The sequence below is a fragment of the Acinetobacter entericus genome (assembly GCF_026168575.1).
In the GTDB taxonomy this organism is placed as follows: domain Bacteria; phylum Pseudomonadota; class Gammaproteobacteria; order Pseudomonadales; family Moraxellaceae; genus Acinetobacter; species Acinetobacter bouvetii.
In genome coordinates this window covers 143537-170334 of record NZ_JAPEQW010000006.1, presented here as the reverse complement: position 1 = coordinate 170334, position 26798 = coordinate 143537, and the positions used below count along the sequence as shown (strand labels likewise).

Sequence of the window (26798 nt, the reverse complement as noted above, 5' to 3'; positions counted from 1 at the left end):
GCTTAGGGAAACTCTATCTTTAAAGCCTTTATGCAACAAAGCCTATTGTATTTAAAATCGGGAAATTACGGCCTGTCCAAAATGAGGGGGGAAAGAAAATTAATGCTGAATAATATGCAGAGGAGGGAATAAATATTGTGAAATTAAAAAATAACTGCGCCCGGATTTGTCTATCCCTATTATTGGGTATATGGTTTAAAACATGAAGTTAATAAACTTTAAGTGAATAAAATAGGTAATGGTAGAAAGTTAGATGTAAAAGCGAGGCATACTGCACCTATTTAAGGGAATGAAAATTACAGATGCAGTATATCTATTTTAGAAAAACAGCTTAGATTTCGCGCCAAACAGTGTTTTGGTCTTTGAGTGAAATCATGAAGTTAAACTTATCATCATTGCTGACCAATAAGCCCTTAGGTGTGTGCATGACGACTTTCAGGACTGTGCCTTGTTCAAATGTCAGCGGTTCGCAGTTTTCTTTTTCCAATGTAACTGGTTTAAGCAGTTCTATAATTAAGTTGTCCATTTTAATCCCCTTTAAATTTATATGGTTTGTTTTATGATATTAGCACATTCTATTGTTTTTTAACTATTGTTGTAAATACTGCTGATCATGTCATATAAAAAACCATAAATGAAGGGTAGTTAATATAAAAAATTATTCAATTTTTAAGCCCCGCTTCATTTTAGAACTTTAGATTGAATCATAATGAATTTATTTTTGAACTGAATAGCGCTGGAATTCCACGGCTATTTTGAAAGCGCTATACGTGGCATGATCAGCCCAGTCCGTGCTGATACTTTCGCTGGCCGCAGACCGGGGCTGTTCTTATTCATACAATGCAGGAAGCATCCAAGCGAAAACAGGCAAAGGATGCAGTTTGAGAAAATGGCCTGCTCAGTCAGCTAATTTTTCATAGTTTAGATAAGCAACACCTTTTAAAAGCGTAATATCAAGCGCATGATGCAGAACAAACGCAACAAAATATCTGACAAAATTGCAAATTTTTAAAAGAAAAATTAAGGTTTAAGTTTTAAGATCGATTCATATTCTTCATAGCAATAATAAAGGACACCAGCAGCAGAATGTTTAAATCCTTTTTTCCTCATCCAAAATGGTTTTTTGGATCGTTAATCCTATGGTTCGTCATTAATATCGCGCTTTGGTACAGCGGAGGCAACAGCTGGGGAACATTTCTAGGGATGCCGCAGGGCTATGCCTCTGCAGAATTGCCAATCGGGGTGAGCCGCTTTTGGGCGCCATCTTTCCTTTGGTTTTATTTATGGTTCTTTATTTCGACCGTTATATTTGCCCTTTTTTGGCAATTCAAGTCCAATAATCCATGGCAAAGATGGTCTGTTTGGGGCTCGGCATTCATTCTGTTCAATATCTGGTTTGGCGTTCAGGTCAGTCTAGTAGTGAATGCATGGTATAACCCGTTCTATGACCTCATTCAAAAAATGCTCAGCAATGGCGGCGGGGATGTCATGCTGCTGTACAGCGGTGTAATGACATTCTTATATGTGGCAATGGTTTATGTAACGACTGCCGTATTTAACCTATTTTTTGTCAGCCATTATATATTCCGCTGGCGCACGGCAATGAATGATTACTATACGGCCAATTGGGACAAGCTGCGCCATATTGAAGGGGCTTCACAGCGTATTCAGGAAGATACCATGCGTTTTGCCAGAACCATGGAAGGGCTGGGGGTCAGCTTAGTGGAAGCGCTGATGACTTTATTGGCCTTTTTGCCAGTTCTATTTTCGCTTTCCTCTCATGTGAAGGTCTTGCCGCTTGTTGGTGAAATCCCGCATGCCTTAATGTGGGCGGCAGTAACTTGGTCTGTTGCCGGCACTGTCATATTGATGTTGGTTGGCTATAAGCTGCCGGGCTTAGAGTTCAATAACCAAAAAGTGGAGGCGGCTTACCGGAAGGAACTGGTTTATGGTGAAGATAATGCTGAGCGTGCAGATCCAGTAACCTTGAAAGAATTATTCAGCAAGGTGCGCTTTAATTATTTCCGGTTATACTTCCATTATGCCTATTTTAATATGGTGCGCATCTGGTACATGCAGCTGGATAATTTGTATGGCTTATTTGTACTGTTTCCAAGTATTGCCGCAGGGATGATTACTCTGGGCCTCATGATGCAGATTTCTAACGTATTCGGCAAAGTGCGTGAATCTTTCCAATATTTAATTGCTTCTTGGCCAACCATCATCGAACTGCTGTCAATCTATAAACGGCTAAAAGCCTTTGAATCCACCTTGGATCAATAGGGGATTTATTTCTTAAGATTCCATCTGATGATTGCTAAAAAAGCCCGCGACGAGCGGGCTTTTTATTGGGCGGCTCAGCAACGCATTTGTAAAAGAGATTTAAATTGCTGCTTTTTAAACAAATAAAAAGGATGCATGGTTCAGGTAATTAGATAAATGGCCTGCTTGCTTGGCAGTTGCCTTTTAAAAACATAGATTGGTTCAATCAAAAAACACATGAAAAACAAAGTGTTGTATTTGAGATTTAAGGGTATTTGGTATATGTTCATTTTCTCAGCATGATTGAGAATATATGCGTGAATTTCAAAACATTATTGTTGATGTTTAGTGCAGTCATGGCGCTGCATGGCTGCGCCACTGTTGGAAAAACAGGTTCAGAAGCCTTTGAAAAATATGCTTCGGCACAGCAAGTGATTGATCAAAAAAATATTAACGAAGCCAATGGCAGCGCCAAAGAATATGTCTATGCATGGGGAGCCAAGCATGGTGATGCTGAACCGCAGTCTCTGTATCCCCGCAAGTATTTAAGCAACTACTGCCATAGCCAAAATGGCAGCTTTTCATTGCTGTATAAAAGCACGCTAAGTTTGGTTAAAGAGGCGAAATCTAGAAATACTTTAGCTGCGCATGCCAATATTAAGCAAGGCATTGGCGCTTATCAGTGTGTGCAGAAAAATGGCCAGCATTGGATCGTATCGATTGAGCCTGTATCTGAATTGCGGTCATCACAATTTGCAGATGCACGAGCTGTGCGCTTAAAGACCGATATGATGAGTGCAGATGAAGCGCGGCGCTTTTATAAAAACAGCAGCGCCAACGTGAATACAAGTAAAAAAATGCCTGCCGCGCCTGCAGCAAAAAGCAGTACGGCGAAAGTTCCTGCCAAAGAGGTTGAAGAGAAAAAAGATACTGTTGCCGCAGAACCTGTGAAGCGGGTAGCGCAACCTGCACTGACTGAGCAGCAGCAGCAAATGCAATATTATGTGGCTGCACGCCGTGATTTAGGGAAAGGGCAAAATCAGGTCAATGCATGTAATAATGCGCAGCGTGCATATAACTATGGCAAGCTGCAGGGAACTGACGGCACGAAAGTCTATACAGAATCCGGCATGCTGGTAGCGCGCTGCTTAACCAGTGTACCCGCGTATAAAAACCGTTTTTCCAACTCAAAAGTGCAGGCAACGCGCATACTGCAGAATTTGTCCAATAATTACAATCATGCAGGCGCAAAGCATATGCTGGGCCAAATGAAGTAGTGTGAATGACGCAGCATCAATGAAGCCATCGAATGGTTCAGATGGCCTGAGGTGAATGTGCGGATCAGCAGATAAACGCTAAGCGCAGAAATGCTTAGCGTTTTTTAATTTTTGGATTTAAAAGCCTGATGGTTTAGATGCTGATTGAAGCGCCTAAGGCTTTTGCAAATTGCGCCATCCATGCAGGATGTGCAGGCCAAGCGGGCGCTGTCACCAAATGGCCATCGGTTACAGCTTCAGTCACGGCAATATCCGCATACGTTCCACCCGCCAGTTTTACTTCCGCTGCACAGGCCGGATAAGCAGAACATAGGCGGCCTTTTAGGACATCGGCTGCAGCCAAAAGCTGTGCGCCGTGGCAGACCGAGGCAATCGGCTTTTCCGCAGCGTCAAATTCACGAACAATCTCCACCACGCGGTCATTCATGCGTAAATATTCTGGCGCCCGTCCGCCCGGAATCACCAAGCCGGCATAATCCTGAGTGTTGACTGCGCTAAAATCATAATTGATAGCAAAGTTGTGGCCTCGTTTTTCGCTATAAGTTTGCTCACCTTCAAAATCGTGAATGGCGGTGGCAATACTGCCGCCGGCTTTTTTATCCGGACAAACTGCGTGTACGGTATAGCCAAGAGCCGTCAGGAACTGAAAAGGCACCATGGTTTCATAATCTTCGGCATAGTCGCCCACCAGCATTAAAATTTGTTTGGCCATGTTTTTTCCCTCTGTTTAGATGTGATTTATATTGCTTTTTCAATGACCATAGCACATGCGGGAGGTTTAGAAAATTCAGCGGGCATAGCTCTTTAGTCGAAGCAAGTAGCTGCATCAAATCATCAGGTTTTTATGCAGGATGCATCTCGGGTTTTATTTTACAGAGTCGTAACAGGTGTATAGCCATACTTTGTGATACAAAGAGGTGGATATTCACTGGAGTTTGCTTTATGTCACGCGATGTTTTCACTGCTGTACGCCCAAAAAAATCCCGCATGGGCTGCCTGAGCTTGATGGCTGTATTTTTATGTGGAGTCAGCCAAATTGCCGCAGCAGGGCCAACAGTGGATCAGCTCAGCGACTGTTTGGTGAAATCAACTACAGCGTCGGATAAAACTGCCGTGCTGCAATGGACATTTAGCGCTTTGTCGGCTCATCCAGACTTAAAGGCATACAGCCAGGTGACAGATGCGCAGCGGACTCAGCTGGATAAAAATTTAGCGCAGACTTTGCAGCGGATTTTGATGGAGCAGTGTTCAGCTCAGGCCAAAGCGGTGATTAAGGCTGAAGGCATGCAGGCCGTGGGTGAGAGTTTTCAGGAACTTGGCAGCATCACGGGCGAAGAAATTTTGAAGAATCCTGAAGTGAAATCGCAGTTGCAAGGCGTGCTGCGCTATGTGGATATGAATAAATTGGTGATGACCTTTTTGACGCCTGAGCTTTGGAATAAATTAGGTTCGGCTCGATAATAAATCCATCGGGTTATTTAAAGATTGAAAAGATAATTTTGAATAACCCAAAATAGGATAGAAGATCACCTCTATTCCATTGGGAAAATCTAATCCACGTTGTTTTCTGCGAGGCTCAGGTTGCATTTCAGATAGCCACTTACGGGTTTTGGGAATAATAAGCAAAATTACAATGACCACTGCGAATATGCCAATTGCAATTTGAATGATACTGAGTAAGCGTTCGGGCGTCATTTTTGTTTTTATTTGATATTTATTTAATTATATAACATCAAAAATAATCCTCTCCCTAGTCCTCTCCTAAAAGGAGAGAGAATATTAAATTCACGCCAGTATTTAATTGCTAGTGAAAGCTCCTTCTCCCATAGGGATAAGGCAGGGGATGAGGGGGCAGAAACCATGCACAAAGAAAGATTTTGAAAGCTTAATATGTCCTAAGTTTTCAAGTTTGATGATAGAAGATATTATTTTTTCAATCTGAGTTTTTAATGTGTTAGGTGAAGATTTCTATTGATCATGTCGGGGTATCTCAGGATTTACAGTCTAAGTTTTCGAATTTTGAAAATGCAATTCAGCCCTTTTCGGGTTTGAGTTTTGGCCGCGGTAAGACTGTGCTAAGGAATGTTCAATATTATACATTTGCTGAAATCAGTGTTGTTTTGCCGATTGAAGTAATTGAGAAAAATCGCAACACAAGATGGCAAGCTAAAGCGAAATTATGAAAATTCTGCAGTTTTGGCCTGCATATTTATTTGATGACTTCATGAAACCTCAACACGCCTTATTTTAAAACAATTTGAATTTCAGCAGCCATTTAACAGGCCGCTGAAAGGAGAGATGGTATATTTTCTTGCGATGGCCGATAGGCCTCTCTCAATCACAGCAGCTGGCACAGGCTTGTTTGGCCAGTCACAGGCAGAATCCCTTGATGCTTTATGCTTGGGCCGGAGCTGTGATGTGGATGTTGAGGCTCACTTTACCGGAATCATTAAGTGCTGATAAGGCGTTCCGGGCCACATGATGTACGGTATGCTGGTGTCCGGCTGGGCACTCTTAGGATACATATCATAAAAGCCGGGTTCCGCACCGACAATCATGACATGGGGGCCGGTCTTGATCCAATGGTTGCCTGCGGTTGGTTTTTGAGCATAAGGATCAACATTGCTGGCATCGGTTTCGCCTTCCAGCATGTACATAAAGCCAATTTTACCGGCTTTGGGCGGCTGGTGACCCATCCAGGCTTCTGCCCATTCCAAAGCCGCCTTGTCCATGCACATCGGGTCTGGGCCTGGGGTTGCTGGATTATCAGGCATGCAGGTAAAGTTGTTATGGCCTTTACGTAAGGTATGCATCTTGCCATCTTTGCCCATGGCCACAATGGTTGCTGCTGCAGCCACTTTTTTTGGCGCTGCGCTCATTGCGCTCGCAATAGCTTTTTGGTCAGTTGCTGCGGTGCTGCCGTGAGTAGCAGCCTTGGTCTGCACTGCAAAGAGGTTAGGTGCGGATAGGACAATACAACTGGTAAGAATTAATATTTTAGGGAAATTCATGGTCTGTTCTCCAAATAGGAGGTTATGTTTGTGACCCCTGACTCAAGTGATATGACACATTTGCCCTATAGTTAAAAATGAAATTAAGCGGCGCATCATTATTCTTGTTTGCTGGATTATTTTTAACCATATTCGGTGGTTTCAGCAATATGATGTACAGCAATGCACAAAATTCATAACAAATAAAATCACGAGGACACAAGAAGTTACCAACATAGAAAACTGCGGTTTTGCTCAGTTGGGCAAGCATCAAACAGCATTGCGTCAATTCAATGTTTTAGAATCTATTTTATGCCTATGAAATAGTTAACTTTTGAATCTAAAAAAAGGCGAAATCGAGTTGTGGGTAGATGTAAATGGAAGCCCTTCTCTTTTTGGGAGAAGGCGGGGGATGAGGGCTAAAGTTTTCATCTTTTCAATATAATCCTCTCCCTAGCCCTCTCCTTTGTTAAAGGAGAGGGAACAAAGCGTATTCAATTAATCACATGACAAAGTCTCCCTTTCTTAAAGGGAGATTTAGAGGGATTTAATAGTCACGCATAAAAAAGGACTCTGAAAGTTGAATAAGCCCTAAGTCTTTAAGCTTGGCGATGGAGAATACTTATTAGATATCAATTTATTTTTTGGTAATTATATAAACAAAATATTCTATTAATTTTCATAAGAATAATAGTTTTTAAACTTACTGATTTCTATGTAAACTTGTTAAATAAATAAAAAATTCAAGTTAGTAAACGTTATGAAGATACCAGAGTTACCAAAAACAATTCTTGATCAAAAAAGTTTTAAATGTCCCCATTGTGGAGCATTTTCATATATGAAATGGGATAATTTATCTTTACTTGTATATGATGACCAAGGTGCTGAACATAATGTTCTAACTAGGGTTCATCAAGCAAATTGTGCATCATGTAATAAGGATAGTATTTGGTACAACAATCGAGAAGTTACTGGTTGGTTAGCTTTACAGGGTATACCTAGACCTAGTGATGACACTGAGGTGCTAAGATTATTTCCAATTCAGGAAATCAATAATCAAGATATTCCTGATTATTTACCTGATACGCCAGAAGAAGTAAAAAAATTATATAAAGAGGCTGCTTTGATTTTTGAATTGTCACCACGTTCTGGTGCTGCTCTTATACGCTTGGCTTTAGAAAAATTATGCGAGCATTTAGGTGTTAAAAAGAAGAATATTAGAGAGTCAATTGAAGAGTTGGCAAAACAACAAATTATTCCATTAAGAGTTGCACAAGCTGCTGATAATATTAGATTGATTGGAAATGCAAATGTACATCCAGGGATTATCGGTGATGAAGTTTTAGAAGATATTAATGCAGCTATTTTCACTTATATTAATTTAATAGTGGATTATGCTATTACAAAACCAAAGGAAATTGATGAAATTAACTCCTTATTTCCAGAACAAAAAAGAGCTTCATTATAAGTATAAAAAAACCCGCTTTCGCGGGTTTTCTTTTAAAGAAAGATCAGATCAACCAATCAATTTCTTCATTAATTCATTCACTTGAGCAGGGTTAGCTTTGCCTTTCGCTGCTTTCATCACTTGACCCACAAGACCGTTGAAAGCTTTCTCTTTACCAGACTTATACTCTTCAACCATCTTCTCATTGGCAGCAAGCACGTCTTTAATAATTGCTTCAACTGCGCCTGTATCAGTTTCCTGTTTCAAGCCTTTTTCAGCAATAATTTCGTCCGCAGTTTTGCCTTCTTCCCACATAAAGCCGAACACTTGCTTCGCGATTTTACCGTTAATTGTGTTGTCCACAATACGCGCGATCATACCGCCAAGTTTTTCTGCTGTTACAGGAGAATCTTGTAGTTCTAAGCTTGCTTTGTTTAAAGCGCCCGAGAATTCGCCCATCACCCAGTTGGCAGCCACTTTACCTTGCGCAGCGCCGCCGGCAGCGTTTACAACGGCTTCGTAAAACTCTGACATTTCACGAGTCAGCGTTAAAACGTGCGCATCGTATTCAGTTACGCCAAAGTCAGCAACAAAGCGTTCACGGCGTGCAGCAGGCAACTCAGGAAGGGCAGCGCGTGCCGCTTCAATTTGCGTATCTGCAATCACAACAGGCAATAAGTCAGGGTCTGGGAAGTAGCGGTAATCGTTTGCTTCTTCCTTAGAACGCATAGAACGCGTTTCCATCTTCACAGGGTCGAACAAACGCGTTTCTTGGTCAATGGTGCCATCCCATTCTAGGATTTCCATTTGACGTTCAATTTCAACGTTAATTGCTTGTTCAATGAAACGGAATGAGTTGAGGTTTTTCAGCTCACAGCGTGTACCAAACTCATTGCCCGGACGGCGTAAAGACACGTTGCAGTCACAGCGGAACGAACCTTCCGCCATGTTGCCGTCAGAAATGCCTAACCAGCGTACCAACGTGTGAATCGACTTAATATAAGCCACAGCTTCTTCAACTGAACGCATATCCGGTTCAGAGACGATTTCAAGTAAAGGTGTACCTGCACGGTTCAAATCGATGCCTGACATGCCTTCAAACTGGTCATGAATTGATTTGCCTGCATCTTCTTCAAGGTGTGCGCGTGTCACGCCAATGCGTTTTACCGTGCCATCTTCAAGCTGGATGTCGATATGGCCCAAGCCCACAATCGGGTTGTCCATTTGGCTGATTTGGTAGCCTTTAGGTGAGTCTGGGTAGAAGTAGTTTTTACGCGCAAACACAGACGCTTGGTCGATGTACGCATCAATCCCCAAACCAAAGCGAATCGCAAGATCAACCACTTCTTTGTTCAATACTGGCAATACACCCGGCATCGCCAAATCGACAAGGCTGGCTTGAGTATTTGGGTCTTGGCCGAAAGTGGTAGAAGAGCCGGAGAAAATTTTGGTATTGGTGGCAAGCTGAGTGTGAATCTCGATGCCAATCACCACTTCCCAGCCATCAATCAGGTTAGATTTTGGTTTAGCCGCTTTTTGAGCTTGAGCCATTATGCATTCTCCTCAGCAATTGCCGCGCGTTTTGTATGCCAATCGGTTGCTTGCTGGTACTGATGCACCACAGACAATAATTGAGATTCTGACCAGTAGTTGCCAATCAGCTGTAAGCCCACAGGCAGGCTGTCTTTGTCAAAACCGACTGGGGCATTGATTGCAGGAAGGCCTGCAAGGTTGACTGCGATGGTATAAATGTCGCCTAAGTACATCTCAACCTGAGACAGGTTTGCACCGATTCGATAAGCCGTCGTCGGTGCAGAAGGCGCTGCAATCACATCGACAGATTCAAAGGCTTTTAAGAAGTCTTGCTGAATTAAACGGCGTACTTTTTGCGCTTTTACATAGTAGGCGTCGTAATAGCCAGCCGATAACGCATAGGTGCCGATCAAAATGCGCTGCTGAACTTCTTTACCAAAACCTTTAGAACGTGAGCGCTTGTACAAATCCATCAAGTCCACAGGATTTTCTGCACGGTAGCCGTAACGCACGCCGTCAAAACGTGACAAGTTTGAAGAGGCTTCAGCAGGGGCAATCAGGTAATACGTCGGCACATAGCTTTCAGTCATGTTGAGGTCAATTTCAACCAAAACGGCGCCCATGTCTTCCAATTTTTTCAAAGATTCTTCAACGCGCGCTTTTACGTCTGCATCTAAACCAGCAGCATTGAAGTACTGTCTAGGAATGCCAATGCGCAAGCCTTTTACTGATGTGCTGTTCAAGTTCGCCACATAGTTGTCTGCGTCTTTTTCAATTGACGTTGAATCTTTGGCGTCATGGCCCGCCATCACGTTCATCAGGTAGGCACAGTCTTCAGCCGAACGCGCCATTGGGCCGCCTTGGTCTAAAGAAGATGCATAAGCGATCATGCCAAAACGAGAAACACGGCCATAAGTTGGTTTCAGGCCTGTCAAACCGCAGAAAGATGCAGGCTGACGAATAGAACCGCCTGTATCTGTACCTGTTGCAAACGGAGCAAGGTCAGCTGCAACGGCTGCAGCCGAACCGCCTGAAGAACCGCCCGGAACGTGGTCCAGCGCCCAAGGGTTTGCCGTTGCGCCAAAGTAAGACGATTCAGAGGTAGAGCCCATGGCGAATTCATCCATGTTCACTTTACCCAACGTCACCAAACCGGCAACTTTGCCTTTCGCTACAACGGTGGCGTCGTAAGGAGAGATAAAGTTGTCCAGCATTTTAGAGCCGGCTGTAGTTTTGATGCCGTGTGTACAGAAAATATCTTTATGCGCAATCGGCACGCCAGTCAGTACCGTTGCGCCGCCAGCTTTACGCAAAGCGTCGGCTGCATTTGCTTCAGCCAAAGCCTGTTCAGCGGTGACGGTGACATACGACTGTACTTGTGCATCGATTTTTTCAATGCGTTTTAAATAGTGTTCAGTAAGTTCGCGAGAAGAAAATTTAGCCGCAGCTAAGCCTTCTGTCAGTTCACGAACGGATAAGCGGTGTAAATCGGTCATGAGAAATAATTCTTTACGTTTAATTTTGAGAAAATAGATGAACTGAGCAGTAATTACTCAATTACGCGCGGAACAAGGTATAAGCCGTCTTGCGTTGCAGGTGCAACAGCTTGATATTCCTCACGATGATTTTCTTCAGTCACCACATCTTCACGCAATGGCTGCGGGTTGTCGAATGGACTTTTCAGTGGTTCAACACCGTCAGTATTGATGCCTTTTAAAGTTTCCATCATGCCTAAAATTTTATTTAAACTTTGAGCATATTCAGCAGATTGCGCTTCATTCAGCGATAATCGCGCCAAATGGGCAATTGCTGAAACTGTTTTTGCATTGAGATCTGCAGACTGCTGTGCATCCGATGTAGACATAACATTACCTAATCAGTATTAAAAAATTTCAAATTATCGTGCGTTATAATAAGCGATTGACTTGTTCAAATCATCACATTTAGTTAAAGTTGCGACCTTGCGTCCACATAAAGTTTAATCGAGAACGTCTCCGTGATTCTAAAAAGACTAATTGGCTTGTTTTCGCCCGATCTAGCCATTGATTTAGGTACAGCAAATACACTTATTTATGCGCCAGGACGAGGCATTATATTAAATGAACCGACGGTTGTGGCGATTCGTCACAGCGGCTCACAAAAAATTGTTTCGGCAGTCGGCCTTGATGCAAAGCAGATGCTTGGCCGTACACCCGCAAATATTTCTGCAATCCGCCCAATGAAAGACGGTGTGATTGCGGATTTTGAAGTGACGGAAACCATGCTGAACCAGTTTATTGGCAAAGTGCATGAAAAACGCCTGTTTCCGCCTGCGCCGCGTGTCGTAGTCTGTGTGCCGTGCAAATCAACCTTAGTAGAGCGCCGCGCGATCCGTGAAGCGGTCTATAACGCAGGCGCGCGTGATGTGCGTTTAATTGAAGAGCCGATGGCGGCGGCGATTGGTGCCGGCATGCCAGTCGAGCAGGCTTGCGGTTCGATGGTGGTTGATGTGGGCGGCGGTACAACAGAAATTGCCATTATTTCATTGCAGGGCTGTGTCTATGCAGACTCATTGCGTATTGGCGGCGATGTCTTTGATGAACAGATTATTAATTATGTCCGTAAAGCGCATGGCTGTGTCATTGGTGAAACTACGGCTGAAACCATTAAAAAAGAAGTAGGCATGGCGCTTCCTGAAGAAGGTGCAAAAGCGCTGGAAATCGAAGTCCGCGGCCGCAACCTAGCAGAAGGCGTGCCTCGCGCAATTACCGTCACTTCGGATGAAATTACCCAAGCGATTTCTGATCCATTGCAAAGCATTGTGTCCGCAGTAAAATCTGCGCTGGAACAGACGCCTCCTGAACTGTCGTCAGATATTGCAGAGCGCGGTATCGTATTGACTGGCGGCGGCGCATTGCTTCGCAATCTGGATAAACTGCTAGCAAAAGAAACAGGCTTGCCAGTAGTGGTTGCCGAGGATCCATTAACTTGCGTCACTCGCGGCGGCGGTAAAGTACTCGATTTCTTCGATAATCCAAATCACGACATGCTGTTTGTAGGCTAAGACAAGGACTGGGCGGGTGCAAACTCAACTGTTTTCAAGACAGCCGCCATCTTTTCGCTCATTTATCATTGCGGTGATTGCATGTCTGGTGGTGCTTTTCTTTGATTGGCGCATGCCGCATGTAATTCAACCGGCAAGAGACGTTTTGTATGCAGCCTATAATCCCATTTATGCTGCTGCAAGCTATCCAGTGTTATCGCGAGAATGGCTGAATCAACAAACCAAGTCAGAAGCTCAACTGCGCCGTGAAAACACCGCGATGCAGGCTGAACTGCTTCAGGCGCAAGTCCGACTGCAAAAACTCTCTGAGCTCTCTGCAGAGAATACCCGTTTGCGCGGCTTATTAGACACGCCTTTAATTATTGACGGCCGCATGGAAATTGCAGAAGTCATTGGCACTGATGCAGATCCGCTGCGCCATATTATTGTGATTAACCGTGGAGCCAGCAGCCAGCTGAAAGTCGGGCAAACGGTGCTGGATGATAAAGGCATTATGGGGCAGATTGTCAATGTCTACCCGCATAGCAGCCGAATTATGTTGCTGTCTGATAAGGAACATTCTTTATCTGTGCGTTTGGAACGTACGGGCATGCGCGCAATTGTAACCGGCACAGGTGATCTTGGGCGCTTAAAAATGGAATATGTTCCAACCAGCGCCAATATCAAAGTAGGTGAAAAAGTGTATAGCTCTGGCCTAGGGGCACATTTCCCGGCAGGCTATTTAGTCGGTACGGTGTCTAAGGTGCAGCGTCATAACTCAGGTGAATTTTCACAGATTGATGTAATTCCTGCTGCGCAATTAGCGGGCGGACACCATGTGGTGGTACTGTTTTCAGACTCATTAGCGATGGAGCAGCCGAATGCCGATCGCTAAACTGAACCGTCCGACAAGCAGGGATCCGCTGTTTGCTATTATTATTTCGGTGATCATGGCATCGGCGCTGATGGTTTATCCATTGTCCTATGAGCTTTCAGGCTGGCGTCCGTTATTCATGCTGATGATTACGCTGTTTTGGGTGCTGTGCCAGCCTACGTGGTGCGGGGTATGGTTTGCTTTCGGCACGGGTCTTTTTGTTGATCTATTGGTCGATGCGCCATTGGGCATGAATGCGCTGAGTTTTGTGCTGATCACATTTATAGCCAGATTTTTGACGCGTGAACGCCGCATTTTAACCTTCAGCAATCTATGGGTTATTTCGTCGATTGCAATTCTTGCGCATTTGTTTTTTATTTGGATCGCGCAAGTGATGAGCGGCGTGCATTTTTCTTTTGCGCGTCATTGGCAGCCGCTGCTAAGCAGCGTATTGGTCTGGCCTGTCATTTATTATTTGCTGAAAAAATGGCGCATTTAATTCTGGCTTCCAGTTCGCCTCGGCGCAATGAGCTGCTCAGCCAGCTGGGGCTGACATTTGATATTTATAGTCCGGACATTGACGAGTCTATACTGCATGGTGAAACTGCCGCGGTATATGTCGAGCGTTTGGCCAGAATGAAAGCCAAAGCTGTACAGGTGCGCTTTCCAGATGCAGTCATTGTGGCTGCGGATACCAGTCTTGGTGTTGACGGGCGTATTTTAGGCAAGCCTGAATCCAAACAGCATGCCTTTGAAATCTGGGCGCAAATCTCAGGCCGAAAACATGATGTTTTTTCAGGTGTTTGCGTACGTACAAAAGAACAAATTTGCAGTATAGTAGTGCGTACACAGGTTGAATTTCAGGTGCTGAGCCTCAGGGATATGGAAGATTACTGGGCCACGGGTGAACCTTTGGGCAAGGCGGGAGCCTATGCGATTCAAGGTATTGCCGCCCGCTATATTCCGCGCATTGACGGCAGCTATTCAAATGTTGTCGGATTGCCTCTGCATGAAACCGCACAGTTATTACAGACAGTTAAAGCACTAAATTAACTGCTGAAAAAAAGAATTTTTATAATGCTTTGAGTTTTATTATGTCTGACGAGTTGCTGATTAACGTCACACCGATGGAGTGCCGTGTCGCGTTAATCGAAAATGGTACAGTCAATGAATTATTTGTTGAGCGTACTGTTAAACGCGGTTTAGTGGGCAATATTTACAAAGGAAAAGTGGTTCGCGTGCTGCCCGGCATGCAGGCGGCTTTTGTTGATATTGGGCTGTCACGCACTGCATTTTTGCATATCAATGATATGGTATGGCCAAAAAATCAGCCGACGCCCAATGTCTTTGAACTGCTGCAGCCTGGTCAGGTTCTGACGGTTCAAGTCATGAAAGATATGCTGGGCACGAAAGGCGCCCGTTTAAGCACCGATCTTTCCATTCCGTCCCGCTATTTGGTTATGATGCCTTTTGGCAGTCATACAGGCGTGTCGCAGCGGATTGAATCTGAAGAAGAGCGTGACCGCCTGCGCAGCATGATTGAGCGCATTCAGGCAGAGCATAAATTGCCAGGCTCAGTCATTGTGCGGACTGCAGCGGAAGGCATTGCTGAAGCCGAAATTGCTCAGGATATGGCCTATTTGGCGAAATTGTGGGAATTCATTCAGCGCAAGCAAAAAATTATCGCGGTGCCTTCCTTGATTTTTGAAGAATTGCCGTTGCCGCAGCGGGTGATCCGCGATTTAGCCAATGCAGAGACCTCTAAGATTCATGTCGATTCGCGGGAAATTCACGCCAAGCTGACCGAGTTTGTCGAAGAATTTGTGCCGACTATGCGCAACCGCCTGATTCATTATCCGGGTGAGCGTCCAATCTTTGATTTATACAATGTTGAGGAAGACATTCAGAAGGCTCTGCAGACCCGTGTTGCGCTGAAGTCTGGCGGTTATCTGATGATTGATCAGACCGAAGCGATGACCACCATTGATGTGAATACGGGCTCTTATGTCGGTGGCCGCACATTAGAAGATACTGTTTTCAAAACCAACATGGAAGCGACACAGGTTATTGCGCGCCAGCTGCGCCTGCGCAATTTGGGCGGCATTATCATCATCGATTTCATTGATATGCAGGAAGCGCATCATCGTGAACAGGTGATGAGCCAGTTTGACAAAATGCTGGAACGGGATCATGCCAAAACCAAGATTACCCAAGTTTCAGAGCTGGGTTTGGTGGAAATGACCCGAAAGCGTACCCGTGAATCTTTGGAGCATTTGCTGTGTGAATCATGCCCGACCTGTCAGGGACGGGGCTATGTGAAAACGGCCGAGACAGTGTGTTACGAAATCTTTCGGGAAATCCTGCGCTATGCGCGGGCTTTTGAAAATCAGAGTGGCTTTACTGTCGTTGCGCATCCATCTGTGATTGACCGCTTGTTAACGGCGGAAGCGCCCGCTGTCTCTGATTTAGAGCACTTTATCAGCGGCGTGATTAAGTTCCAGGTGGAAAATCTATATACGCAAGAGCAATACGATATCATCTTGAGCTGAAATTGTAACAGAATGTCGTTAAACACTTGTTACAACTGAAATTTTACTTTTGAACTGTATTTTTTATACTTAACACATCGAATAGCCAAAACCTTTTTTGAACAGGTTTAGCAATGTGAGGTGTGATATGGGTGTAAGTAAAGCAGTAATGAGTACAGGTTTAAAGCACATGCTGGACGCTAAAACAATGCATTCAGCTTATATCGTAGATGAGCGCGGCAATGAAGTGCAAATCACTGCATCGATGATCCGCACAGCATGCCATCAATTATTAAAACAATGCCGAAATATTAAAAATTAAGGGGCAATTTAAAAGCCCCTTTTTTTTTAATCAATTTTTTGAAATATTAATGACAATATTCTGCCAAACCTAATTGGCAATTTATTCCAGCGGGGCTGCGGTCAGCTGACCGCCTGAAGCTTTGGGTTGTTTTTATTCACGATTTCTTCAAATCTCTGAATTTCTTCTTCCAAATGTGTCAGCAGGTTTTGCATTTTCGGCAATGCATTGCGGCATGCTGTGAGGCCCACTTCCAATTTGTCCAAGTAGCTGGTCATGGTAATGTTCAGCGCTTGACCGTCTAAAACAATAGAGGCAGGGTAGAGCGCATCCAGTCGCGCGCCATTCCAGTATAAAGGTTCACGCGGTCCCGGCACATTAGAAATCACCAAATTGAATGCCTGGCGTTTTGGTATTAAGCCGGAAGCGATATTTAAGCCGGCAGCGCCATAAACAAAAGCGCTGTAATTTAAAATCTGATTGGCATTCATACGCTTAAAACGTTCTTTGGCATTCAGTACGCTGCGGCGCACAATTTTAAGGCGCTCAAGCGGATCCTCTTTGTGAGTGCCTAAGTTTGCCAGAATCATGGTAATGCGGTTGGACAGATCTGAATCATCCGTACGCACAGACGCGGGAACCATGGCAATCAAAGGTTTTTTCGGCAGTGCATTTTGGCTGATGAGATATTCACGCAATGCGCCTGAACAAATGGCCAAAACAATATCATTAATGGTCACGCCCAATTCTTTGGCAATATGCGCTAATCTTGCAAACTCAAAGGATTGAGCAGCGAAACGGCGCGACGAACTGACACGCTGATTCAGAATGGAACTCGGCGCCTGAAAGCTGGAGACATAATCAGGATTGCGCCCCATGTCTTTCATGACAGTCTGAGACAGTTCATAGATCACACGCGGTGTCGATTCCAGCTGGCCTTTTAGTCCATCCATTAAGCCCTTGATACGGCTGACTTTGGGTGCTTTTAAACGTTTAGCGCGCGGGCCTTCGACACACCAGGGCGGAACAATGCGTTTCGCATTCGGGTCATCTGAAAGCGATTTTTCCACTAAGCGCATGCCTGCAATGCCGTCGACCATGGCATGGTGGATTTTAAAATACATGCCAAAACGGTTGCCTTCAATGCCTTCAATAATATGGCAAGTCCACAGCGGCTTAGCGCGGTCAATCAGCGTACTGTGCTCTTGCGATATATAAGTCAAAAGCTCACGAATGCGGCCCGGGTGCGGCAGGGCAATGTGGCGGAAATGGTGATCTAAATCGAACTCTTCATCTTCATCCCAAAAAAAGCCATTTAAGCGGTTATTGAAGGGCGGGATTGGAATTGATTTAGAATTTCGGATATCTGTAACCAGATCTTGAATAAAACTGGATGGCGCATTATCTGGAATCGTAAATAAAAATAGTCCGCCAACATGCATCGGCTGCTGACGCTTTTCTAAAGTGAGAAATATAAAATCAATCGGATGTAATGGACGCATAGCGTGGATTGCCTCACTGCAATGTCTAGGGACGCTCCTATATGAGCTGCCTTGTTAGAATTATAAATTACTCTGAAATTATAGCTGTTTTCCATCAGAATAAAACTGCTTTATATGTATCAATACGTTGAAAAAAACCACTGCTCAGGCAATGGTTTAGGCTTGATTATTTCTTTAAGTTTCCAGCGTGTAAACCGCATTCTTTATGTGTGGCGTCTTCCCACCACCAGCGGCCTTCGCGTTCATGCTGATTTGGCAATACAGGCCGGGTGCATGGTTCACAGCCGATGGAAATAAAGCCGCGTTCATGCAGTGGATTATAAGGAATTTCCATCAGGCGGATATAGTTCCAGACATCGGCGCTAGACCAGTTGGCTAAAGGATTATATTTAATCAGCTGCTTGCCTGGGCCTGAAAAACCTGGGTCAGCTTGCACGACCGGAATCTCATTGCGGGTGCCTGGGCTCTGATCTTTACGCTGGCCGGTAATCCAGCCATCTAAAGTCGCCAGTTTTTTACGCAGAGGCTGAACTTTACGGATGCCGCAGCATTCTTTATGGTCATCCTGATAAAAGCTGAAGAAGCCTTTTTCAGTCACTAATTGCTGAATCGCTTCAGTTTCAGGGAAGCAAATCTCAATATCAATATTATAGTGTTTACGCACTGCATCAATGAATTGATAAGTTTCGGCATGCAGGCGGCCTGTATCTAGGCTGAAAACACGAAAAGGCTTGCCTAAATGCGAGGCCATATCAATAAGAACCACATCTTCTGCGCCTGAAAATGAAATGGCAATTTCGCCTTCTTGGCTCAGTGCAAGTTCAATAATTTCGTTTGGAGATTTATCTGCATATTCAGCTGCAAGTGCATCTACAATATCGATCGTTGGGATTGTTGTCATGATTGTCCTGGCGATAGGCTTGGAAACATTAAGCCTATATTAATTTATTTCACAACTATTTTAATAGAATTGATAAATACGACTTATCACTAAAAAATAGATACTTATGAAAAAAATAGATTTAAAAAAGAACAAGGCAAAAGCTATTTCTTAAGCTATGATAGTGCAAATTTTTTCACTGAGATTGGGAGAGTCCATGGAAATCGTATGTCTTGATTTAGAAGGTGTTTTAGTTCCGGAAATCTGGATTAATTTTGCTAAAAAAACTGGAATTAAAGAGTTGGAAGCAACTACACGTGATATTCCAGACTACGATGTGCTGATGACTCAGCGTTTGAATATTTTAAAAGAGCATGGCTTAGGCTTAAATGATATTCAAGCGGTTATTGCAGATATGGGGCCATTTGAAGGCGCGAAAGAATTTGTAAAATGGGTGAGCACGCATTTCCAGCTGATTATTCTTTCTGACACATTCTATGAATTTGCGCATCCGTTAATGAAGCAGCTAGATTGGCCAACGATTTTTTGCCATAAATTAGAAACAGATGAAAACGGCATGATTACCGATTATAAGCTGCGTCAGCCGGATCAAAAGCGTCAAGCAGTAAAAGCATTGCATGGCTTAAACTTCCGCGTTATCGCTGCCGGTGATTCTTATAATGATACAACCATGCTGGGCGAGGCTGATCATGGCTTCTTGTTTGATGCGCCTGAAAATGTCATTGCAGAATTTCCGCAGTTCCCGCCGATTCATGGCTATGAAGCACTGAAAGAAGCAATCCGTAAATCATCTGTGCGCAATATTCCTGCTTGATTTAACCCTGCAGACATTTTATTGCTGAAAAAGAGAAGGGCGCCGTTGGCGCCCTTTTTTGTATTCTAATTTAAGCAATATCAATTAGAAACGGTAACCGATTTTCATGCCGTAAGCGATTGCACTGTTGTCTTCAAAGCTGCCAACGACATTTCCGCCTGTTTGTGCTTTAGCATCACCTAACCACAGGTATTTGACACCAGCGGCGATGAAATAGCTTTCAGCAGGGCTGTATTGACCGCCTAAGCCTACACTCCAAAAGCCTTCTGTTGGGCCAAGTGTAGTTACAGGGTTGCCTGCGCCAGAATCATAACCGACTGAAGCAGTCCCGGCCCATTTGTCATTAAACTTGCGGGAAATACCTGTGTTAATAGACCATTGGTCATCAGAGTAGTCGATCAGATTTTGCGCTTGGCCTTTGGCTAATGTCGCTGCTGCTAAATATGCAGGTTTTACAGCAAATTGATCCCAATGTACCCAACGGATATTAGCAAAAGCCAAAGTGTTTTTTGCGATACCTGACTGTAGGTCTAAATTGACAGATTGAGGCGTAACAACTTCCGTCTGGCTATTTGGATAAATGACAGAACCAAAACCGAATGTTTCAGATGACTCTAATTCATGTTTGATTTCAGAACGGTAAGTGACGGCGGCTTTCAATGCAATTTCAGGAATAGAGTATGCTGCGCCTGCAATCCAGCCGAATGCATCATCTTCTTTAAGGTTAATGTCATAGCCGCCTAGCTTAGCTGGGCCGCCGTAGGCTTGACCGCGCAGTGACACTTGGCCTTTAACTGTTTGGTAAACAGGGCCTGCATAAAAATTCCAATTTTCATTTGGCTGGTAGCCAATTAATGCCGTGATGTTATTAGTTCTAACTTCTACATGTGTTCCTTGGTTTTTTGACTTTTCTGCAAAAATACTGTTTTCGGTTACATAAGTTGCATCGGCGCCATAAGGCTGATCATAAATTAAACCTAATGAAATTTTATCAGCTGCCTGCACTTTGATTGCAGCAGATGGAAAGTAGTAATCATCGCCCATATCACTTACTTTATTGCCAGCGATGTCTTTACCTTCTACTGTCGGGTCAAGGACAGTAAAACCTGCCTCAGCATAATTTCCAGGTTGAAGGAATGCTGAAATAGACTGACCAGAGCGGTCTAATCCTGCTGCAAAAACAGAAGTGGCTGGCAATAAGCTGATGAGAATCGCTTTAGATAACTGGCTGAGCTGCATAGTTTTCCCTGTTTGTAACTTTTAGTAATCGATCAATGCAGGGAAAGTAACATAATATAAAAATGAGTAAATACTCAGGAGTGCTCTAGAAATGAACGCGGGAATGCAAAAAAAGTAGTTGTATAGAGTAAAAAGTCTATTTGGAGTAATCTATCTAAATGATTTTTAATAGGAAAATAGAGTATTTATTTTAATTGTTATATTTCATTATCAAAATTTTTAAATGGGTATTTTTAAAGCAATTGATTCGCTGTGAAGAAATGAGAAGAAAACCCTAGCAAACTAGGGTCTTCTTACGATTTTAATTAATTAGAATTTATAACCGATTTTTAAGCCATATGCCAAAGCATGGTTATCTTCAAATTCTGCAATAGCATTTGCTGTATTAAACATAGATGCTGGTTGTGCTGCTGCATCACCTAGCCAGAAGTATTTAACACCGCCTGCAATAAAGTAATTTGGAGCAGGGCTAAATTGCACACCTAAACCTACATTCCAGTAACCTTCGGTTGGACCTAAAGTTGTAACAGGGTTACCAGCACCTGAGTCCCAGCCTACAGAGACATTACCAGCCCATTTTTCGCTAAGTTTACGGCCAACACCCACAGTTGCAGAAATCTGGTCATCTGTATAGGCAACTAAATCAAAGCCATTTGGGTTGTCAGGAGTTTTACCTGCGGCGCCTAATTTCTCTGCAACTTTTCCAAATTGTTCTGGGCGGATTGAAAAGTTTTTCCAGTTCACCCATCGTAAGTTTGCAAATGCGACTGTATTAGCCATGATGCCTGTCTGTAAGTCTAAATTTACAGATTGTGGTGTTGTTATTTTGGTATTTGTTTGAACATCATAGGTTGGTAATGCTGCAGGTGAACCCGGTAGAGCAACTCCTAGAATATTACTTTGACCAGATTCACGAGTACTTGCTTCATGATCAATTTCAGAACGGTATGTAACAGATGCTTTTAATGCAATTTCTGGAATTTGGTAAGCAAAACCAGCTAACCAGCCCACAGCTGAATCTTCTTTCATGCTTGCATTGTATTTACCAAGGCCATCTGCTGCACCATAAGCTGCCCCACGCAGATGTACATCACCTTCCACAGTTTGATATACAGCACCACCATAAATATTAATACTTTCGATAGGTTGGAAACCTAGAATGAATGACAAATTTTGTGTTTTTACGGCAACTTCTGTTGATTCACCATTCAAATGAAATAAACCAGTACCTGCTCCTACTAATGGATCTTGTGCTGAATAAGTTGCATCTGCACCAAATGGCTGATCGTAAATCAAACCGAATGAAAAGTGCTCAGTTGGCTGTAGTTTTAACGCGGCACTAGGGAAATAATAATCATCGCCCATATCTGATAGATTGCCACCACCATAATTTGCTTTTGCTTTACCTTCAACAGTTGGATCTAAAACTGAAATGCCTGCTTCAAAATAGTTGCCAGGCTGTAAAAATGCAGCAATGGATTGACCAGAACGATCTAGCGCTGCTGCAAATACGCCAGTGGCTGGTAATGTTGCAAGAATTAATGCTGTCGTTAGCTTTTTTAATTTCATTCTTCATCTTTCCTTGGTGTACAAATTGAAGTTACTGCATTTTTATTTGAGTTACAGGGGCATTGGGTATGGATAAATCTTTGGCTTCCAATGCCCTGAATTGTTACTCCATGTGACAAAAATAGCACAAAAAAAATAAGAGTAAATGCTCTAGATAAAAAAATCAGAATAAAAATGCGTCTGTTTGGAGTAATTACACTAATTATTTAAGGTGTGATTTTATAACTATCTGTTTTTAAATTGGAAAAAATAAATTTAAATGAGAACTAGCGAGTTATAAAAAAAACAAAAATATGTGAATTTTAATCTTAATCAATGCTGTCATTTTTGATTCTGTTGAGCGTTATGGCAATTGGATCAGAAGGCATTCTGCAAATGGCTGGCTAAGTCCTGAAGCTTTTGAGCAGAAAGATTTTAAGAATTTAGAGGGAAATGTTGTCCGCGATACTGTCTAGGATCAGTGTTCTGACTCAAGATAACTTAGGGAGCATCATATTCTGCTGTATTGCTGCATTTATTTTAGCTTTGTTTATGGTAAAAGCGCGGGTTCGATTTGTTGAAAAAACCTACCTTAAGAGTGTTTGCTTGGTACAGGATCATACTTGGGATTGTCACTATGCTTGTATCGTAAAAAACGCATGATTCTAAAAACAAAAGCAGCGATTCAGCTGCTTTTTTCTTTGGATGAAAAAATAAACTTTTTCTTTCAGAATTTACGCAAAATTTACGCTATCCGCATTTTTGAATATAGAGAATTTACGCCCTCAATTTCCATACTTACGCTGACCTATTTTAAATGGCATTTGCTATGTGGGAATTTATTTCTGTATTTGTCTTTTCATTGCTGCTGGCTTATCCGCTTGGTGCTTATCTTGCGGATGTGATGCAAGCCAAGCCAATGAAAAGTGACCATTTTTTTAAATGGATTGAACAACCGATCTACGCCGTTCTCAATGTGAAGCAGGTCGGTATGAACTGGCGGCAATATCTGGGCGCTTTTGTGCTGAGTAATGTTCTATTGCTTGGAGCGAGTGTCACTATTTTAATGACACAGGCATGGCTACCATTGAATCCTGATCATATCCCGAATATGAATTGGGATTTGGCTTTACATACCACTATTTCATTCCTGACCAATACCAATCAACAGCATTATTCAGGACAGGCCCAACTGTCTTATTTATCACAAATGACAGTGATTGTAGGTCTGCAATATTTGTCGCCAATTATGGGACTTGCCTTATTAGTCGCTATGTTAAGAGCATTATTTTTACAATCAGCTCAACAACAAGACCTAGATCAAAACAAATGGAATCGCATTAATCTGGGTAATTATTGGATGGATATCATTCGACCACTATTTCGATTTTTCATTCCTTTGGGGTTTATTTTTTCTTTACTGCTCACTTTTCAAGGTGTGCCAGCAACCTTATTTGCGGGGCCAACAGCGCAAGTTTTAGAGCAAAGCACAGAAGTCAAAACTCAACATATTCCACTCGGCCCAGTTGCACCGATGGTGGCGATTAAACAACTGGGCAGTAACGGTGGTGGTTGGTATGGCCCAAACAGTAGTGTGCCTTTAGAAAATCCAACACCACTGTCCAATGTGATTGAGATGATTGCGATTTTACTGATTCCACTTTCTGCGGTGTTTATGGTTGGGCGTTTTATTCAACGTAAAAAACTGATGTGGATGATTTTTGGCAGCATGTTGCTGATGTCACTTTCTTCAACGCTATTGACCCTGTGGGCTGAAAAGTCTTCGTTAATTTCAAACACAGCGTTGATGGAAGGGAAAGAAATGCGTTTCGGTGCGGATGCATCTGCATTATGGGGAAGTTTGACCACGCAAGTGAATAATGGTTCGGTCAATATGATGCATGATTCCGCCTCACCACTCACAGGCTTGGTTGAACTGTGCAATATGCTGATCAATGCCATTTGGGGCGGGATTGGTTGTGGGCTATTACAGTTCTTTATTTATCTGTTTCTGGCAGTATTTATCGCAGGTTTGATGACAGGGCGTACCCCTGAATTATTTGGGCGAAAAGTTGAAGTGACTGAAATTAAGTTATTGGCACTGGTGATTCTCTTACAGCCTGTGGTGATTCTTGGCTTGACTGCGATTGCTATTGCATTTCCATCGATTACAGGGAATTCAAATCCAGCGTTCCACGGCATTAGCCAAGTGTTTTATGAGTATGTCTCTGCCTATGCAAACAATGGTTCAGGTTTTGAAGGCTTAGGCGATAACACTTTATGGTGGAACCTGAGTGCCAGTGTGGCGTTATTGGCAGGGCGTTATAGCGTGCTGATCATTCCAGTCTTAATTGCAGTCAGTTTGGCAACCAAACCGCAAGCAGCCGAAAGCAAGGGTTCTTTACAGATTGAATCTCCAACCTTTGCGTTGACCTTGATCGGAATCGTGCTGATTCTGACCTTGTTGCAATTCATGCCCGTGTTGGTGATTGGACCAATTGCTGATTATTTATCGATAAAAGTTTAAGTGTGGAGCGATAACAATGAAACATTCAAATGCGACACAACAGATGGATATCTTAAATAAAGAAATTATTCAGCAAACTTTCCATAAATTGCTCCCTCAACACGCGTTTAAAAATCCAGTGATGGCATGTGTGTGGGTGGGAACAGTTTTAACCCTTGTTGCCACTTTGATGGGAAATACCAGCTTAGGTTTTGGTTTAGTCCTAAGCTTGATTTTATTGGTCACGGTCTTATTCGCCAATTATGCCGAGGCGGTTGCAGAAGCAAAGGGACGTGGACAAGCTGCATCTTTACGTCAGGCGCGTGAAAATTTAACTGCAAATCGTATTCTCGATTTAAATGCCGTACCGACAGTGATTTCTGCCAATCTCCTTAAAAAAGATGATCTTGTCGTTGTCAAAGCAGGTGAAATTGTTCCTGCAGATGGTGAAATTATTCAGGGTTTTGCGACCATCAATGAATCAGCGGTTACAGGTGAGTCTGCACCCGTACTGCGTGAAGCCAATACCGATCGTTCAGGTGTGATTGGTGGAACTAAGGTCTTGTCCGATGAAATTATTATTCGAGTCAGTAATGAGGCAGGGCATAGTTTTTTAGACCGCATGATTGCCTTGGTGGAAGGTGCTAATCGTCAGAAAACCCCGAATGAGATAGCACTGAGTATTTTACTCAATATCATGACTATCACTTTTATTGTGGTGGTGGCAACCTTACCTGTTATTGGATCAATGGTTGGGATCAAAATCAGTATGGTCTTGCTGATTGCCCTATTGGTGTGTTTGATTCCAACTACGATTGGCGGCTTGCTGCCTGCAATCGGTATTGCGGGGATGAACCGTGCTTTAAAAGCCAATGTCTTAGCAAAATCAGGGAAAGCGGTTGAAGTTGCGGGTGATATTGATGTGTTGCTCTTGGATAAAACAGGCACGATCACCTATGGAGATCGCCAAGCCACCGCTTTTTATCCATTGGCAGGCGTGACATCCACTGAGTTGCGTCAAGCAGCAATGCTCACTTCTTTTGCCGATCCAACGCCTGAAGGTAAATCGGTGGTGAGTCTTGGGAAAGAGTTAGGTGAAAGTATCCAAGAGCCAAAAGATGCTGAGTTCATTCAATTTAGTGCCTCAACTCGTCTTTCAGGAGTAAATCTAGCAACTGGACAAACGATTCGTAAAGGTGCTGTCGATGCCATTCTTAACTTTACTCATCAAGAAATCAAAGACAACATCGAGCTTAAAACTCGTGTAGAGCAAGTGGCTTCTAAAGGTGCAACACCATTGGTGGTGGCTTCAAATCACAGTATTTTAGGCGTGATTGAACTGTCTGATGTGATCAAACAAGGCATTAAAGAACGCTTTGCGCTGCTACGTGAGATGGGCATCAAAACCATTATGGTCACAGGCGACAATCCATTGACTGCGGCAGCAATTGCAGCCGAAGCAGGCGTGGATGACTATATTGCAGAAGCGAGACCTGAGGACAAATTGGCGTGCATTCGTAATGAGCAAGCAGCAGGAAAATTGGTCGCAATGGTGGGTGATGGCACTAATGATGCACCAGCTTTGGCGCAGGCAGATATTGGCTTAGCCATGAATTCGGGTACGCAAGCAGCCAAAGAAGCAGGCAATATGGTGGATTTGGATTCCGATCCAACCAAATTGCTAGATGTGGTCGAAATTGGCAAGCAGCAATTGATTACCCGTGGGGCTTTAACCACTTTTTCTTTGGCAAATGATGTATCCAAGTACTTTGTGATTTTACCTGCATTGTTTGCCGTGGCGATTCCACAACTTGGGGTGCTGAATATTTTGCAATTGAGTAGCCCGAGCAGTGCGGTGATTTCCGCTTTGATCTTTAATGCCTTGATTATTCCAATGTTGATTCCATTGGCACTCAAAGGCGTTCAATTCAAACCTGCCAGTGCGCTGCAATTGTTACGCCGTAATATGCTGATTTACGGTGTAGGTGGGGTGATCTTTCCGTTTATTGTGATCAAGCTGATTGATCTTGTTGTGTCCTTGTGGATTTAGGAGT

Annotated in this window: 24 protein-coding genes and 2 pseudogenes; 16 read left to right on the top strand and 10 right to left on the bottom strand. The window is 43.3% G+C overall.

The genetic code is table 11. The features are described from left to right. Positions 1 to 331: 331 nt before the first annotated feature. Complete coding sequence (locus OKC24_RS07095; RefSeq protein ID WP_005011685.1) at positions 332 to 526, bottom strand: hypothetical protein; 195 nt, start codon at positions 524 to 526, stop codon at positions 332 to 334. A gap of 560 nt (positions 527 to 1086) precedes the next feature. Here OKC24_RS07095 and sbmA point away from each other — a divergent pair. Together sbmA and OKC24_RS07085 are read left to right on the top strand one after the other, a co-directional pair. After that, positions 1087 to 2283 (top strand): peptide antibiotic transporter SbmA, encoded by a 1197-nt coding sequence (sbmA, locus tag OKC24_RS07090; protein WP_130146573.1) that lies wholly within the window; start codon positions 1087 to 1089, stop codon positions 2281 to 2283. A gap of 278 nt (positions 2284 to 2561) precedes the next feature. Beyond that, positions 2562 to 3539, top strand: coding sequence for a hypothetical protein (locus OKC24_RS07085; RefSeq protein ID WP_131276379.1), 978 nt, complete (start codon positions 2562 to 2564; stop codon positions 3537 to 3539). Positions 3540 to 3672: 133 nt separating this feature from the next. Here the strand turns inward: OKC24_RS07085 and OKC24_RS07080 are convergent, their stop codons facing one another. After that, positions 3673 to 4251: a DJ-1/PfpI family protein gene (locus tag OKC24_RS07080; protein ID WP_131276378.1), complete on the bottom strand. Its 579-nt coding sequence runs from the start codon at positions 4249 to 4251 to the stop codon at positions 3673 to 3675. Positions 4252 to 4481: 230 nt separating this feature from the next. On the opposite strand from OKC24_RS07080, the gene OKC24_RS07075 reads away from it, so the two are divergent. After that, positions 4482 to 5000: a hypothetical protein gene (locus tag OKC24_RS07075; protein WP_131276377.1), complete on the top strand. Its 519-nt coding sequence runs from the start codon at positions 4482 to 4484 to the stop codon at positions 4998 to 5000. Positions 5001 to 5497: 497 nt separating this feature from the next. Further along, on the top strand, positions 5498 to 5722 hold the full coding sequence (locus OKC24_RS07070) for a toxin-antitoxin system, toxin component, PIN family protein (protein ID WP_130146565.1): 225 nt from the start codon (positions 5498 to 5500) through the stop codon (positions 5720 to 5722). Between the two features lie 249 nt (positions 5723 to 5971). Here OKC24_RS07070 and OKC24_RS07065 read toward each other — a convergent pair whose 3' ends face one another. Next, entirely contained in the window at positions 5972 to 6550 is a 579-nt protein-coding gene (locus OKC24_RS07065; RefSeq protein WP_131276376.1) for a hypothetical protein, read from the bottom strand. An 817-nt stretch (positions 6551 to 7367) separates the two neighbouring features. On the opposite strand from OKC24_RS07065, the gene OKC24_RS07060 reads away from it, so the two are divergent. Beyond that, positions 7368 to 7997, top strand: coding sequence for a DUF4145 domain-containing protein (locus OKC24_RS07060; protein WP_130146561.1), 630 nt, complete (start codon positions 7368 to 7370; stop codon positions 7995 to 7997). Positions 7998 to 8045: 48 nt separating this feature from the next. Here OKC24_RS07060 and gatB read toward each other — a convergent pair whose 3' ends face one another. Genes gatB through gatC form a run of 3 tightly spaced genes read right to left on the bottom strand, consistent with a single transcriptional unit; the run spans position 8046 to position 11373 of the window. Further along, on the bottom strand, positions 8046 to 9527 hold the full coding sequence (gene gatB / locus OKC24_RS07055; protein WP_131276375.1) for an Asp-tRNA(Asn)/Glu-tRNA(Gln) amidotransferase subunit GatB: 1482 nt from the start codon (positions 9525 to 9527) through the stop codon (positions 8046 to 8048). Next, the gene (gatA, locus tag OKC24_RS07050; RefSeq protein WP_131276374.1) at positions 9527 to 11005 is read right to left on the bottom strand and encodes an Asp-tRNA(Asn)/Glu-tRNA(Gln) amidotransferase subunit GatA; all 1479 of its coding nucleotides are present in this window, start codon (positions 11003 to 11005) and stop codon (positions 9527 to 9529) included. Before gatA ends, gatB begins: the two co-directional genes overlap by 1 nt. Before the next feature lie 53 nt (positions 11006 to 11058). After that, positions 11059 to 11373, bottom strand: a complete 315-nt coding sequence (gene gatC, locus OKC24_RS07045; protein WP_130146556.1) for an Asp-tRNA(Asn)/Glu-tRNA(Gln) amidotransferase subunit GatC — start codon at positions 11371 to 11373, stop codon at positions 11059 to 11061. A gap of 132 nt (positions 11374 to 11505) precedes the next feature. Between gatC and OKC24_RS07040 the strand changes: the two genes are divergently transcribed. From OKC24_RS07040 to OKC24_RS07015, 6 genes are all read left to right on the top strand, one after another. Beyond that, positions 11506 to 12552, top strand: coding sequence for a rod shape-determining protein (locus tag OKC24_RS07040; RefSeq protein WP_005011659.1), 1047 nt, complete (start codon positions 11506 to 11508; stop codon positions 12550 to 12552). Positions 12553 to 12568: 16 nt separating this feature from the next. Continuing rightward, positions 12569 to 13426: a rod shape-determining protein MreC gene (mreC, locus tag OKC24_RS07035; RefSeq protein ID WP_005011656.1), complete on the top strand. Its 858-nt coding sequence runs from the start codon at positions 12569 to 12571 to the stop codon at positions 13424 to 13426. Then, positions 13413 to 13904, top strand: a complete 492-nt coding sequence (gene mreD / locus OKC24_RS07030; protein ID WP_265464908.1) for a rod shape-determining protein MreD — start codon at positions 13413 to 13415, stop codon at positions 13902 to 13904. The genes mreC and mreD overlap by 14 nt, the downstream gene beginning before the upstream one ends. Then, a complete protein-coding gene (locus OKC24_RS07025; RefSeq protein ID WP_265464907.1) occupies positions 13892 to 14458 on the top strand; it encodes a Maf-like protein in 567 nt (188 codons plus the stop codon). Before mreD ends, OKC24_RS07025 begins: the two co-directional genes overlap by 13 nt. 41 nt (positions 14459 to 14499) lie before the next feature. Beyond that, positions 14500 to 15954 (top strand): ribonuclease G, encoded by a 1455-nt coding sequence (gene rng, locus OKC24_RS07020; protein WP_131276371.1) that lies wholly within the window; start codon positions 14500 to 14502, stop codon positions 15952 to 15954. 127 nt (positions 15955 to 16081) lie between these two features. Further along, positions 16082 to 16255, top strand: coding sequence for a PA1571 family protein (locus tag OKC24_RS07015; RefSeq protein WP_086211437.1), 174 nt, complete (start codon positions 16082 to 16084; stop codon positions 16253 to 16255). 101 nt (positions 16256 to 16356) lie between these two features. On the opposite strand, the gene OKC24_RS07010 is transcribed toward OKC24_RS07015, so the two are convergent. Together OKC24_RS07010 and OKC24_RS07005 are read right to left on the bottom strand one after the other, a co-directional pair. Continuing rightward, complete coding sequence (locus OKC24_RS07010; protein WP_265464906.1) at positions 16357 to 17736, bottom strand: WS/DGAT/MGAT family O-acyltransferase; 1380 nt, start codon at positions 17734 to 17736, stop codon at positions 16357 to 16359. Between the two features lie 166 nt (positions 17737 to 17902). Continuing rightward, entirely contained in the window at positions 17903 to 18637 is a 735-nt protein-coding gene (locus OKC24_RS07005) for a phosphoadenylyl-sulfate reductase (RefSeq protein ID WP_131276369.1), read from the bottom strand. Between the two features lie 196 nt (positions 18638 to 18833). On the opposite strand from OKC24_RS07005, the gene thrH reads away from it, so the two are divergent. Further along, entirely contained in the window at positions 18834 to 19451 is a 618-nt protein-coding gene (gene thrH, locus OKC24_RS07000; RefSeq protein ID WP_005011640.1) for a bifunctional phosphoserine phosphatase/homoserine phosphotransferase ThrH, read from the top strand. Positions 19452 to 19535: 84 nt separating this feature from the next. Here thrH and OKC24_RS06995 read toward each other — a convergent pair whose 3' ends face one another. Together OKC24_RS06995 and OKC24_RS06990 are read right to left on the bottom strand one after the other, a co-directional pair. Further along, the gene (locus OKC24_RS06995; protein ID WP_130146545.1) at positions 19536 to 20690 is read right to left on the bottom strand and encodes an OmpP1/FadL family transporter; all 1155 of its coding nucleotides are present in this window, start codon (positions 20688 to 20690) and stop codon (positions 19536 to 19538) included. 309 nt (positions 20691 to 20999) lie between these two features. Further along, entirely contained in the window at positions 21000 to 22259 is a 1260-nt protein-coding gene (locus tag OKC24_RS06990; protein ID WP_265464905.1) for an OmpP1/FadL family transporter, read from the bottom strand. A gap of 314 nt (positions 22260 to 22573) precedes the next feature. Between OKC24_RS06990 and OKC24_RS06985 the strand changes: the two are divergent. The 4 genes and pseudogenes from OKC24_RS06985 to kdpB all read left to right on the top strand — a co-directional run. Beyond that, positions 22574 to 22714 (top strand): annotated as a pseudogene (locus tag OKC24_RS06985) (IS3 family transposase); the annotation flags it as partial. Beyond that, positions 22704 to 22890 (top strand): annotated as a pseudogene (locus OKC24_RS06980) (undecaprenyl-diphosphate phosphatase); the annotation flags it as partial. The pseudogenes OKC24_RS06985 and OKC24_RS06980, both read left to right, overlap by 11 nt. A gap of 177 nt (positions 22891 to 23067) precedes the next feature. After that, complete coding sequence (gene kdpA, locus OKC24_RS06975) at positions 23068 to 24765, top strand: potassium-transporting ATPase subunit KdpA (RefSeq protein WP_265464904.1); 1698 nt, start codon at positions 23068 to 23070, stop codon at positions 24763 to 24765. 16 nt (positions 24766 to 24781) lie between these two features. Beyond that, on the top strand, positions 24782 to 26794 hold the full coding sequence (gene kdpB, locus OKC24_RS06970) for a potassium-transporting ATPase subunit KdpB (RefSeq protein WP_265464903.1): 2013 nt from the start codon (positions 24782 to 24784) through the stop codon (positions 26792 to 26794). Positions 26795 to 26798 lie beyond the last annotated feature (4 nt).